Origin of the sequence: Nocardia australiensis, from assembly GCF_020733705.1 — a bacterium.
Taxonomy (GTDB): Bacteria; Actinomycetota; Actinomycetes; order Mycobacteriales; family Mycobacteriaceae; genus Nocardia; species Nocardia australiensis.
Window position 1 is genome coordinate 299,390 of the sequence record NZ_JAJFZM010000003.1, and the last position, 12,144, is coordinate 311,533.

A 12,144-nucleotide genomic window follows, 5' to 3' on the forward strand; every position below is an offset into this window, starting at 1 on the left:
CCGGCCAAGCACCGGAGCACAGCCGTGACCGAGCTCGATGCCAGGACCACCGCGATCATCCGAGACGCACACGAGGGCGACCTGCCCGCGATCCTCGACATCCACAACGCGAATATCGCGGACTCCACCTCGATCTGGGACGACGAACAGGTCGAGCTAGCCGATCGGCAGACCTGGTTCCGCACTCGCATCGCCGCCGGTTTTCCGGTGCTCGTCGCCGACGTGGGCGGTACGGTCGCCGGGTATGCCAGCTACGGGCAGTGGCGCCCGAAGGTCGGCTACCGCTACAGCGTGGAGAACTCCGTCTACGTCGCGGAGGGACACCACCGCCGAGGGCTCGCCACCGCATTGCTGACCGAATTGGTCACGCGAGCGCGCGAGGCGGGCACCGTGCACGCGATGATCGCCGCCATCGAATCGAGCAACGCCGCCTCGATCGCGCTCCACGAGCGCCACGGCTTCGCCACCGTCGGTGAAATGCCCGAGGTCGGCTACAAATTCGGGCATTGGCTCGACCTCACGCTGATGCAATTGGCCCTTCCGGTCGTCGCCGAGTAGCGCGCCGACGCGCTCTGTTCCCAAACCTGGCTACCTTGTGGCATCCGCCACACCTGACCGGCTTATCAGCGCAGCCCGCTGGGCGTACCGTCAAGGACGTGAACGACACGCGCACCGCTTTGTCCGCCCGATTCGATACGACCCCGATCGTCGTCGAGGATCTCGGACTCATCGACTACCACAGTGCCTGGGAACTGCAGCGCAAGATCGCGGCCGAACGGGCCGATGGCATCGGAAACGATCACCTGCTGCTGCTCGAGCACCCGTCGGTGTACACGGCCGGACGGCGCACCGAGGACGAGGATCTGCCGATCGACGGCAGTCCCGTGGTTCAGGTCGATCGGGGCGGCAAGATCACTTGGCATGGTCCGGGTCAGCTCGTCGGCTACCCGATCGTGCGCCTGGCCGAACCGGTGGACGTGGTGCAGTACGTGCGCAGGCTGGAAGAAGCGCTGATCACGGTGTGTACCGACCTCGGCGTAAGCTGCGGCCGAATCGAGGGCCGCTCCGGAGTCTGGTTGCCCGCCACCGAGTTCTATGCCGAGCGCAAGGTCGCCTCGATCGGCGTGCGCGTACAGCGCGGCGTTGCACTGCACGGCATTTCGCTCAACTGCAACTCCGCGCTGGATGGCTTCCAGGCGATAGTGCCCTGCGGCATCCGCGACGCGGGCGTCACCACGCTGACGACCGAGTTGGGCCGCGAAGTGACGGTGGCCGAGGTCCGGCCCGCCGTCGCCGACGCGATCGTCCGAGCGTTGAACGGCGAACTCCCGGTAACGACACACGACATCCGGCGCGTCACTCCGCCCGCGGGCGCCTGACCGCCGTGTCCGACAACGCGGGAATAAATACCGAGGCAGTGATCGACTGCGCGGTGATCGACGGCGTGCAAACCGGCGATCACGCCCGGCGTAGCATCGGTTCGGTGACCTCAGCACAAGCACCGGCAGGACGTAAACTGCTTCGCATCGAGGCGCGCAACGCGGAGACCCCGATCGAGCGCAAGCCTCAATGGATTCGCACCAGGGCCAAGATGGGCCCCGAGTACACCGAACTCAAGGGACTCGTCAAACGCGAGGGCCTGCACACGGTGTGCGAGGAAGCGGGCTGTCCCAACATCTTCGAATGCTGGGAAGATCGCGAGGCGACCTTCCTGATCGGCGGTGAACAGTGCACCCGGCGCTGCGACTTCTGCCAGATCGACACCGGCAAGCCCGCCGCCCTCGACCGTGACGAGCCCCGCCGTGTCGCCGAGAGCGTCCAGGCGATGGGCCTGCGCTACTCGACCATCACCGGCGTTGCCCGCGACGATCTCGACGACGGCGGTGCCTGGCTCTACGCCGAAACCGTCCGCGCCATCAAGGCTTTGAATCCGAGTACCGGCGTCGAGCTGCTGATCCCCGACTTCAACGCCGACCCCAGCCAACTGGCCGAGGTCTTCTCGACTCGACCAGAAGTGCTGGCGCACAACGTCGAAACCGTGCCGCGCATCTTCAAGCGCATCCGCCCGGCATTCCGCTACGAGCGTTCGATGTCGGTACTGACCGCAGCCCGTGAGGCGGGCCTGGTAACCAAGTCCAACCTGATCCTCGGCATGGGCGAGACCCCCGAAGAGATCACCCAGGCCATGCACGACCTGCACGAAGCAGGCTGCGACATCCTCACCATCACCCAATACCTGCGCCCCTCACCCCGCCACCACCCCGTCGACCGCTGGGTGAAGCCGGAGGAGTTCGTCGACCACTCCAAGATGGCCGAAGAAATCGGCTTCGCTGGCGTAATGGCAGGCCCCCTCGTGCGCTCGTCCTACCGCGCCGGCCGCTTGTACTCCCAGGCAATGGCCCACCATGGGCGCGAAATCCCGTCCGCCATAGCGCACCTGGCCAAGGAAGGCACCGCCTCCCAGGAGGCTAGCGCGGTGTTGGCGCGCTTCGGCAACTGACACCACGAGCGACTCAGGTCCCCGCATACCCCACCGGTATGCGGGGACCTGCACGTCCCGGGAGGGATGGATGATTCTGCGCCCGCCCCCGGCCTACCCGATCACGAGCAAGGTGGGCGTAGAACGAGACGGCCGTGAGTGCGAAAAGGGGATTTTTTCAGGCCAAGGCCGTGGCCGAATACACGAGTTTGTCTTACCTCAAGAGTTCCGCTGGTTCGGACGCCTAGCGACGACGGCGAAATTCAGGGGAATCCGCGGGGCTTGGGGCGGCAGGGCCCATCCCTGGGGGCAAGGGGCGAGGCCGGAGAAAGCGGGCCAGTCCATGTACGGCAGCTCAGTGAAAGCCTCGATCCTGAGTCCGGCGTTCAGTAGTGAACCGATGATCTCGCCCAGGTCGTGGCGCCACTCGTGGTTGGTGACGTGCGCGATTTCTCCCCCGGCGTTATCTGTATACGTACCTGAGTCTTCGTATGTGCGGGTGCCGCCGCCACCGAGGTAGTCGTCGGTGATCTCCCAAGGCTCGAATGCCATTGCTCCGAGGATCGGGTGATCGTCGCGGATCATGAACAGGCCTCCCGGTTCGAGGAGGTCGTGGATGGATTGCGCCCAGGTTGCGAGTTCAGGCAGCCAAACTATAGTTCCCGCACTGGTAACTATTACGTCGAAGTGCCGGTCGATCAGCGTCGAGGCGCACCGCGCGTCACCCTCCACCCATGTGACGTCGTGGCCGTCGGCCTTCGCGATTCGGGTCGCATGGCGCAGAGAGTTGGCCGAGAAGTCGAGGCCGTGAACATCGAGCGCCCCGAGTCGTGCCCACGAGAGGGTGTCCGTGCCAATGTGGCACTGGAGGTGTAGCAGTGAGAGGTTCCGGATTCCGGATTCCGGCAAGTGCGGCGCCAGCACCGACAGGTCGTTCAGCACGACCGTGGAGATTTCCTCTGGATCGGCCAGGAAGCCTGCGACGTCGTACATCTCGGAACGTGCGTGTACCTCGGCCCTGTCGTCCCAGTTTGCTTGATTAGCGGCGACAGCTTCTGCTTCGTGCATGGCTTGCCCTTCTTCTTTGAAGTCGGTACGGCGATCACGCCTTTTATATCACGCGTGTGATATCTACCTGAAGTTGTTTTAGACTAGATCGGTGCCTGTGCAGGTTGATGCTGATGAACGCCGACGCCATATCGTCGAGGCGGCGCTACGACTGGTTGTTGAGAAGGGTCTGGCCGCCGTGACGTTCCGGAAGGTTGCCGCGGAGGCCCACCTGAACATCGGTTCGGTTCGCCATTACTTCGCCGATCATGAGTCTCTGGTCGTCGCGGCGGCAGCCGAGGCAGGTGACCGCATGGGGCAACGCGTCGATCGCTGTCCCGCACCCGAGAGGTCAGGCGGCGCGACAAGCAGGCAGTATCTGCTCACTGTGCTCGAGGAGTTGGTTCCGTTGGATGACGGAAGGCACCGAGAAGCGATTGTCCTAATGGAGGTCATCGCCGCCTCACGGACCAATCCCGCGTTCGCTCCTGTAGTCAGGAAGATGGCAGCAGATCTGCACACCGTCCTTGTCGAGGCACTGACCTCGATAGGAGTAGTACATCCTGTCGAGGAAGCAGTTGCGCTGGCCGCCCTTGTCTCCGGCCTATCGCTGGACGCCGTGACCCCGCACGGAGCCGTCGAACCGGCGACAATACGAGCTGTCCTGCGACAGCACGTTGCGACACTCGGACCATGACAACGACATTCGCGGGTATCCAGCCGACAGCTACAACGATCCTGGCCACGAACGAGTGCCGAGGGTGGGCGCTACCGGGATGCGAGTCCGCCGACCAGCGCGGGCAGGGCATCGTGCCAGGTCCGCTCCCGTTTCAATCCTCGACGATTCCGACCCAGATGTAGTCCCGTGCTCGAGTCAGGGCAACCATGGTCTGGCGGCCGGCGAGCTCCGCGCGATCACGTTCTGCGCCTCCGAGTTTGCTGATCGGTGTCGCGGTGCGGGTCATGATGTGGAAGACCGCCGCGAAGTCCATTCCCTTGGCGCGGTGCACGGTGCCGACCTTCACCACGTCATGCCGGGTGCCGTCGTGAACCGTCAACGACAAGGTACTGACACCGGCCTTGCCGAGGGCGTCTCGCAGTCGAGTCGCTTCGGCTTGGGTAGTGGAGAGCACCGCGATATCGGTCATCGTGGCACTCGCTTCACGCACTGCGGCAACAAGTTTCGCCTCTATATCCTTGCGGCGGCCGGTACACACCTCGGCTTGTCCGTCGGGCAGCACGACATCGGTGTCGCGAAGCACGAATCCGGGCCCACCGTCGAGGTCGTCGACGATATTGGTGGCGTCCACGCTTTTTGCGTACTCGTGGACCGCCGCGCGGTTGCGATAGTTGGTCTTCAACACCGCACCGCGGCCGACGATCGGGATACCGGCATCCGACAGTGTCCAACCGCCGGGGTACACCTGCTGCTGACCATCTCCGACGAACAGCAGCTGGGAATCGGTTCGGCCACCGGCAATTTGATGAACCAACTTCAGCTCCATCAGGGTGAAGTCCTGGACTTCGTCTACGACTACAAGACCATAGGGTTCGTCGAGGGGACGATCATGCAGTTCGTCGACGGCCGCGCGGATGACGTCGTTGAAGTCGTGGACGTCACGATCTGCCAACCATTTCTGGTATGGCTGGTAGATATTCTCCCAGACCTTTTCGCGCTGGCCATCATCCAAGCGGATTCGATTGCGACCCGCTCGGTTGATCTTTTGATATTCCTGCAGCGTGGTAATGCCGCGGCCCTTGATCACCCTTTCGAGTTCGTCTTTCCAGTACTCGTTGTCGGTCCCGGTGATCGCGGCAAGCGGCGTGCGGGCCTTCAACCACGCGTGCGAGAAGGCGTTCTTGATGACGGCGGAGTCGATATCGGGCATCGCGTCCCGCTCTCGTAAGAAGCGAAGTGCCCAAGCATGCAGACCAGTGAACTCGGCACGCCCGCCGACGTGCGGCGCAAGCCGTTCGAAACCCGAACGGTGGTAGTTCGGTAGCGTTTTCACGAAGCTCGTGAACAATAGTCGGCCCGGGTTCCGCTTGGCGAAATGAGCCATCCGGTGCAGAGCGACAACCGTCTTCCCGGTACCCGCCGGGCCACTGAATCTGGCCGGGCCGTTGAAGTTTCGTTGCACGAGCGCCAGCTGGTCGGGATCGAGGAACACCATCCAGTCGTGAAAGGGGCGCCCGAGCATCCGATCGCGTTCATGCTCTCGCAGTTCGCCGTCGGTGAAAAGCCCGTCCGCTGCTGGGATTTCGGACACGGGAACGTCGTCGGCGGTGATGAGCGAGTAGCCGCTGGCCCGTTCGGCGGCGGCCGTCGCGAGCAGGCGGGCCCGTTTGGACTTGATGGTGGCGCTTCCGGTGAGCAAGGTCGCGCGGATGGTCGAGTCGTCGGCGACGAGGTATCGGTAGTCGACCTGGCCGCCGGCCTCCGGCATGAGCAGCACCACCTGCACCATGTGCGGGACGAACTGATTGCGGCCGAACTCCAGGTTGGCGAAGGTTTCCTCGGCGTGCTTGCGTATCGAGCGCAGCACCGGCTCGCCGGGAATCTCCTCGGCGAACACGAATGCGTACACGCCGGTACGTCCGACCGCGAACGCCGCAGCGCGACCTCGAGGCGGGAACGGCGTGGTCTGCGCGACCAGGAGGTGCCAACCGGATTCCATCAACGGGACGGACAAAGACCTCCGATGCCCCGGCGTCAGGCCGGGCACTGCCGCCAACTTCTGCTCTACCCAGCGCTGTCGCCGCTCACGGCCGACCTCCACCATCGGATCCCCCTTCGTCCCACCTGCGCCGACCGCACGCCTCTGCGCCAGAGTAGCTGAGACGGCGTGCGCATGTGGATCGAATTCTTATACAGCACAAGGTCTTTGAACACGGCCGCCGATGAAAGGCCGCGGCGGCGGATCGGCTGGAGCAGATTTCGGAATGTCGTGCTGGTCGGGCACAGTGACTCGGACAAACCGTCCCGCTACCACATCCGAGCACCGAACCACTCGGTCCGACGCGCGTCCCCGCCCTGAATACACTCGTATCGCCACACTGCAGCAACAACGGCGCCGACCATCATCGACATGGCCGGCCGCCGAATCCGACAGGGGACGATACGACCGTGAATCAGCGCCGAAGTTCGTTCGCGCTACATCGATCGGTACCGGTCGAGCACCGGGCTCGGGCCGCCGCTTTACCAGCGACGGTATTCGGTCTCCTGGCTTCGATGTGTGTGCTCACCGGCTGCTCCACGACCGATTCCGGCGACTCGGCACCGAGCACCAGCGCCGCCGCGCCCACCGCCGCCGCGTCTACCAGCGGTACCGGATCATCATCGATCAAGGTCTCCGTCCCGCCGGCGCCCGACCAGGTCGTCCCCGCGACCATCGGGTTCGACCCGTGCTTCCGCGTCACCGATTCACTGATCGAACAGGTCGGCTTCGATCCGGAGTCCCGCGAACGCAACGCCACCGAGGTAGCCATGCTGACGTTGACGAAGATCGGGTGCACCTTCCACCGGTCCGCAACGATCAACGGCGAATTGGCCTACACCGGATTCCTCACGCTTACCTCGAGCACGGAAAAGCTCGCGGAAATCGGCGGCAACCAGGTCTTCGACACCACCCCGATCGCCGGCCGACCGGCCGTGCTGTACCGGTCGTCGATGGCCATCCTCACCTGCGACGCCGCCGTCGAGTCAGCGGACGGCACGCTGCTCGTCTCGCTCACCACCCCGCCCGCAGCCATCCAGCCACCGGAGCCATGCGACCAGATCCGTGAGGTCGCACCCGTCATCGCGAGTGCCCTCGACACCAACTAGATCCTGCCGGACATTCGAGAAACCAACCGCGCGAAGAGCTTCCACGCGCACGCGGTACGGGTGCCGACCAGGGATCTCCGCGCCACGATCGCGAAAGGCGCCGCTGTCACGGTCGAAAAATGCGCGGCGCTGAAACAATTCGCCGAGGCCGAATCCGGGTGGCGCACACAGCACGCGAATATCACCGGCACACCGAATGACGCGGTCGTGACGAGCGGGCTCCGCGATGCCGAAGCCGGGGTGCGCGCGGCCTCCACCGCCGTCCTCGACGGCGCGGTGTACGCCTCGGCGCAACAGGGGCAGCGCGCGATCACCGTGTTCCTCAACAACAACGACCGCAACAGCTGACGTGCGTTCAAGTCGGTATTTCCCGGCAGAAACCGGGAAGCGGCATCGAGGTTCTCCGGGTGCCCGGCTGGCGGCTCTACGACACCGATGACTGGTACCGATCTCGACCGGCCCAGCCGGACCGTGCCGACGATGGGTGGGCAATTTTCGGCTGACCCGCCACCCGTGGACGCACGGCCGCGCAGGACACGTCGTGGTCGACGGCCATCGGCGAACGACCGATCCGAAGGCCGCCGTCGTCGAGTCGGCGCCGCCGGCCGGATGTCCAATTTGCCGCGATCGCGGGCAGTGTGCCCGAACCGTGGACGCATGGTGACCTGCGGTGGGAAGCTCGATGTACCGCAGGTGTCGAGGCAAGGAAGCGTGGCACATCGTGGACAAAACGAATGGATCTGCCAGGGGCAATGGCAGAGTACCGACGGCCGAGCGGCCGGAACGGATTCGGAACGTGGTGCTGGTCGGGCACAGTGGATCGGGGAAGACGACGCTGGTCGAGGCGTTGGCGCTGACCGCCGGGGCGGTGAATCGCGCGGGGCGAGTCGAGGACGGAACGTCGCTGTCGGACTACGACGAGATCGAGCATCGGCAGCATCGGTCGGTGCAGTTGTCGGTGGTGCCGATGATGTGGGCGGGGATCAAGATCAATCTGCTGGATACGCCGGGATACGCGGACTTCGTCGGTGAGTTGCGGGCGGGGCTGCGTGCGGCGGATGCGGCGTTGTTCGTCATCTCGGCGGCCGAGGGCGCCGAAGCGGTGAGCGGGGCAACGCGGGCGCTGTGGCAGGAGTGCGCGGCGGTCGGCATGCCGCGTGCGATCGTGATCACGCATTTGGATACCGCCCGGGCCGACTTCGAGGAGATGACCGAGACCTGCCGCGTCGTTCTCGGCGAAGGATCGCCGGAAACTATTCTGCCACTTCATCTTCCGGTGTACGGCCCGAAGAGCCCGGATGGTCATAGGCCGGTCACCGGACTGGTCGAGTTACTGCCGCACTGCGTGGTCGACTACACCTCCGGCGCATGCGCGCAGATCGAACCGTCCGGCGATCAGATGGCGGCGCTGGAACAGGCGCGCAACCAGCTCATCGAGGGCATCATCGCCGAAAGCGAGGACGAAGCCCTGATGGACCGCTACCTCGGCGGCGACGAGATCGAATTGGCCACGCTGGTGGCCGATCTCGAACACGCGGTGGCGCGCGGGAGCTTCCATCCCGTGCTGTTCGGAGCGCACGCGCCCGAAGGGGCGAAACAGGGACTCGGCACCGTTGAGCTGCTGGATCTGATAACCGGCGGTTTCCCGACACCGGCCGAGCATGCCGTAGCGGCCGTCACCGTCACCAACGGCGCCGAGCCGACGCCGCTGCGCTGCGACCCCGATGGAGTGCTCGCGGCGGAGGTCATTCGTACCGCATCCGATCCCTATGTCGGCCGAGTGTCGCTGGTCCGCGTGTTTTCCGGAACGCTGCGCCCCGATGACACCGTGCATGTGTGCGGACACGGGCTGGAAGATCGCGGCCACGAAGATCATGACGTCGACGAGCGAATCGGCGCGATCACTGTGCCGTTCGGCAAACAACAACACCCGCTCGGGCAGGCCATCGCCGGTGACATCGCCTACGTCACCAAACTCGGCCACGCCGAAACCGGCGATACCCTCTCCGCGACTGCGGCGCCGCTGCTCATCGAACCATGGCTGATGCCGGATCCCCTACTCCCCATTGCCATTCAGGCACACAGCAAGGCCGACGACGACAAGCTCTCCGTCGGCCTGTCCCGGCTGGCGGCCGAGGATCCGGCCGTGCGGCTGGAACAGAATGCCGACACCAACCAGATCGTGCTGTGGTGTCTCGGCGAAGCGCATCGCGATGTCGCCTTGGAGCGTTTGCGCACCAGATTCGGCGTGCGGGTCGATGTGGTCGAACATCGGGTCGCGCTGCGAGAAACGTTCGCGGACAAGGCAACCGGCAAAGGCAGGCACGTCAAGCAATCCGGTGGCCACGGCCAATACGCCGTCTGCGAAATCGAGGTCGAGCCGTTGCCGGGCAGCTCCGACATCGAGTTCGTGGACAGGGTGGTCGGTGGAGTTGTGCCGCGCCAATTCATTCCGTCGGTGGAAAAGGGGGTCCGCGCGCAAGCATTGCGCGGCGTCGCCACCGGACACCCACTGGTCGGCATCCGTGTCACCCTCTATGACGGCAAGGCTCACTCCGTCGACTCCTCCGACTCGGCTTTCCAGACCGCGGGCGCCCTCGCACTGCGGGAAGCCGCGACCGCCGCGGGCATTGACCTGCTCGAACCGCTCGCCGAAGTCTGGGCGGTGGTCTCCGACGACTACGTCGGCCCGATCCTGAGCGACCTCTCCAGTCGCCGTGGCCGCGTCCTGGGCACCGAACCCGACAGCACCGGACGCACCCGTATCCACGCCGAAGTCCCCGAACTCGAACTCACTCGCTACGCAATCGATCTCCGATCCCTCTCGCACGGCACCGGCGACTTCGCCCGCTCCTACACCAGGCATGAACCGATGCCGAGGCAACTCGCCGCTACCATCCGCGACGCGGCGAAGACGCGCACCTGAGCGCGGAACTCCCTCGCACACAACGGATCCGCTCACTCTCGGTCGTCGACGGAGTCTCGCGCGATACTCGCGTCGGCGATCTATGTCGATGCCCGCATCTGCCGAGCGGCGCGCGAATCACGGTGTCCTACCGGCTACCTCGACCGCACCAGCGTTTGCCTCGTCCGCGCCGACGCAACCCTGGCACCCGCGTACCCCTGCCGCTGACTTCAGGCCACACGCAGCGGTTCGATGCCGCGAGGACCCTCAGGTTGCGATCAGGCGCACCGCGTCGCCGCAGAGCGAACGCATATCGCTCGGATCGCTGGTCAATATCACTACCGGATGATGCTGGCGTACTGCCATTTCCGCGACAACTGCGTCGATCGCGCACTTGTGGCCATGCAACCCAGCGGTGCCCAGCAAGAGGGAAGCAGCCTTCGCTGTCGTCTCATCGACCTGCTCCACACGTATTCCGGACAACAGCCAGGTCAGTCGCGCCCAGCCGGTCTTCGCATGTGTTGCCTCGATTATCGTCAGCGCACTGGTAACGACTTCCATACCGCGCGCACGCGCCTCGGCCAGCAGCGCGACAACCGACACCGAATCATCGACCAGCCGCGACAACCCCGCACAATCCAGAACCAGAGTCCCTTGATGCCCCACTGTCGAGCGACGGCGCGCAGATCGTTTCAGCTTGCTGTCGGCCACTGTCCCGACTCCCCCAACGCCCGATCGAATAGGTCACTCGCCCGCTGCCGCTCGGCCTCAGGAATCGCCCCATGACGATGCTCGAAGTCAGCCAGGTACTCATCGAGCAGCATCCCACGCAGTTCACGCTCGACCGCAGATGTGACGAAGGCCGAGAACTCCCGCTTCCCGACCCGCTGCCGTATCGCCTCAGCGGTACCTTCCGGCAATGACAAACTCACCCGCGTGGCCGGCCCCTCCCCAATCCGCTGCTCGACTTCTCCCATTTGCCGAGATTATCAATCGAAGTAGGAAACCTCAAGGCCGTCGCCATGCCGCCGACCCGCCGCATAGACCGAACGTTACGAGCCCTCCCGCTGTGACAGCGGGAGGGCTCGTAACGTCGTGCGATAGTTCGACTTACACGTCGAAGTACAGCTCGAACTGCGTGCAGGACGTTTGTAGGTGACGGCTGCAATCGGATCAAGCGCTTGACCTGCGGGTTTTGCCGTTGGCATCGTTGGCTGGATATGGGTGGGTCCGCGCCTACTGCGGACGGATTGCGGACAAGGCCGGTCGGGACATCCCAACCGGCCTTTCCCATGCCTTGACCACGGTTGGCCCTGTCCTGGTTGGGTTGCGCACACATCGGAACTGCCCTGAACTTGGTGGCGGGGCTGAGCACTGTGGATGCCTCGTAACGACGAGACCAAGCGGCCGAAGGTCGCTATCCGTATGCCAAGCAAGCAGGGCGAAAAGGGGCCGAAGCCCCCAATCGAGTGGGTCACATGTAGCGGTCGAGCATGTCCTGGAACTCGGCGGTGGTGACCTTGTAGGTGAACCAGCAGCGGTTGCAGTAGTCGCCGTAGTCGGTGCGGAGCTGGTGGGCAGGACGAAGGCAGTTCTCGCAGTCGTAGTGGGCGGTGTGGCCGACGTAGCTGAGCATTTTCGGTTCCTTTTCGGTCGAGGGGGTCTGACTGAGGGCGTCTCGATCACGGCTGTGGTGGGCGTCAAGGGTGGGCTTGTCCCATCACGTAGTGACGCCGTAGGCGCCCTTGATGCCCGCCGCAGCCGTGATAGCCCTCAGATCAGTCAGACCACCTCGACCGAAAAGGAACCGGGGATGCGGCTACGTCGGCCACACCGCCCACCACGACTGAGAGCTGCCCTGCTGGCCTGCCCACCAGCTCCGCACCC

The 12,144-nt window shown here is 64.6% G+C and carries 12 protein-coding genes; 8 read left to right on the forward strand and 4 right to left on the reverse strand.

Annotation, left to right across the window (positions count from 1 at the left end):
• Positions 1-24: 24 nt before the first annotated feature.
• The 3 genes from LKE06_RS20650 (at position 25) to lipA (ending at position 2,500) form a co-directional block, all read left to right on the forward strand.
• Entirely contained in the window at positions 25-558 is a 534-nt protein-coding gene (locus LKE06_RS20650) for a GNAT family N-acetyltransferase (protein WP_228000944.1), read from the forward strand.
• Between the two features lie 98 nt (positions 559-656).
• The gene (gene lipB, locus LKE06_RS20655) at positions 657-1,379 is read left to right on the forward strand and encodes a lipoyl(octanoyl) transferase LipB (RefSeq protein WP_228000945.1); all 723 of its coding nucleotides are present in this window, start codon (positions 657-659) and stop codon (positions 1,377-1,379) included.
• A 104-nt stretch (positions 1,380-1,483) separates the two neighbouring features.
• Positions 1,484-2,500, forward strand: coding sequence for a lipoyl synthase (gene lipA / locus LKE06_RS20660; RefSeq protein WP_228000946.1), 1,017 nt, complete (start codon positions 1,484-1,486; stop codon positions 2,498-2,500).
• A 198-nt stretch (positions 2,501-2,698) separates the two neighbouring features.
• Here the strand turns inward: lipA and LKE06_RS20665 are convergent, their stop codons facing one another.
• Positions 2,699-3,547, reverse strand: a complete 849-nt coding sequence (locus tag LKE06_RS20665) for a class I SAM-dependent methyltransferase (RefSeq protein WP_228000947.1) — start codon at positions 3,545-3,547, stop codon at positions 2,699-2,701.
• 91 nt (positions 3,548-3,638) lie between these two features.
• Between LKE06_RS20665 and LKE06_RS20670 the strand changes: the two genes are divergently transcribed.
• Positions 3,639-4,223, forward strand: coding sequence for a TetR/AcrR family transcriptional regulator (locus LKE06_RS20670; protein ID WP_228000948.1), 585 nt, complete (start codon positions 3,639-3,641; stop codon positions 4,221-4,223).
• Between the two features lie 133 nt (positions 4,224-4,356).
• Here the strand turns inward: LKE06_RS20670 and LKE06_RS20675 are convergent, their stop codons facing one another.
• Positions 4,357-6,309, reverse strand: a complete 1,953-nt coding sequence (locus LKE06_RS20675) for a UvrD-helicase domain-containing protein (protein WP_228000949.1) — start codon at positions 6,307-6,309, stop codon at positions 4,357-4,359.
• Between the two features lie 449 nt (positions 6,310-6,758).
• Here LKE06_RS20675 and LKE06_RS20680 point away from each other — a divergent pair, with 449 nt between their 5' ends.
• From LKE06_RS20680 to LKE06_RS20690, 3 genes are all read left to right on the forward strand, one after another.
• The gene (locus tag LKE06_RS20680; protein WP_228000950.1) at positions 6,759-7,352 is read left to right on the forward strand and encodes a DUF3558 domain-containing protein; all 594 of its coding nucleotides are present in this window, start codon (positions 6,759-6,761) and stop codon (positions 7,350-7,352) included.
• A gap of 60 nt (positions 7,353-7,412) precedes the next feature.
• Complete coding sequence (locus LKE06_RS20685) at positions 7,413-7,700, forward strand: hypothetical protein (protein ID WP_228000951.1); 288 nt, start codon at positions 7,413-7,415, stop codon at positions 7,698-7,700.
• 370 nt (positions 7,701-8,070) lie between these two features.
• A complete protein-coding gene (locus tag LKE06_RS20690) occupies positions 8,071-10,278 on the forward strand; it encodes an elongation factor G-like protein EF-G2 (protein ID WP_228000984.1) in 2,208 nt (735 codons plus the stop codon).
• 246 nt (positions 10,279-10,524) lie between these two features.
• Here the strand turns inward: LKE06_RS20690 and LKE06_RS20695 are convergent, their stop codons facing one another.
• Positions 10,525-10,968: a PIN domain-containing protein gene (locus tag LKE06_RS20695; RefSeq protein WP_228000952.1), complete on the reverse strand. Its 444-nt coding sequence runs from the start codon at positions 10,966-10,968 to the stop codon at positions 10,525-10,527.
• Between the two features lie 71 nt (positions 10,969-11,039).
• On the opposite strand from LKE06_RS20695, the gene LKE06_RS20700 reads away from it, so the two are divergent.
• Complete coding sequence (locus LKE06_RS20700) at positions 11,040-11,180, forward strand: hypothetical protein (RefSeq protein WP_228000953.1); 141 nt, start codon at positions 11,040-11,042, stop codon at positions 11,178-11,180.
• A gap of 551 nt (positions 11,181-11,731) precedes the next feature.
• Here LKE06_RS20700 and LKE06_RS20705 read toward each other — a convergent pair.
• The gene (locus tag LKE06_RS20705; RefSeq protein WP_228000954.1) at positions 11,732-11,893 is read right to left on the reverse strand and encodes a hypothetical protein; all 162 of its coding nucleotides are present in this window, start codon (positions 11,891-11,893) and stop codon (positions 11,732-11,734) included.
• Between the last annotated feature and the right edge of the window lie 251 nt (positions 11,894-12,144).

What these genes read in the sequence shown, in the direction of transcription:
- LKE06_RS20665 (WP_228000947.1), bottom strand. Translation starts at nt 3,547, where the DNA reads ATGCACGAAGCAGAAGCTGTCGCCGCTAATCAAGCAAACTGGGACGAC.
- LKE06_RS20675 (WP_228000949.1), bottom strand. Translation starts at nt 6,309, where the DNA reads ATGGTGGAGGTCGGCCGTGAGCGGCGACAGCGCTGGGTAGAGCAGAAG.
- LKE06_RS20680 (WP_228000950.1), top strand. Translation starts at nt 6,759, where the DNA reads ATGTGTGTGCTCACCGGCTGCTCCACGACCGATTCCGGCGACTCGGCA.
- LKE06_RS20700 (WP_228000953.1), top strand. Translation starts at nt 11,040, where the DNA reads ATGACGATGCTCGAAGTCAGCCAGGTACTCATCGAGCAGCATCCCACG.
- LKE06_RS20705 (WP_228000954.1), bottom strand. Translation starts at nt 11,893, where the DNA reads ATGCTCAGCTACGTCGGCCACACCGCCCACTACGACTGCGAGAACTGC.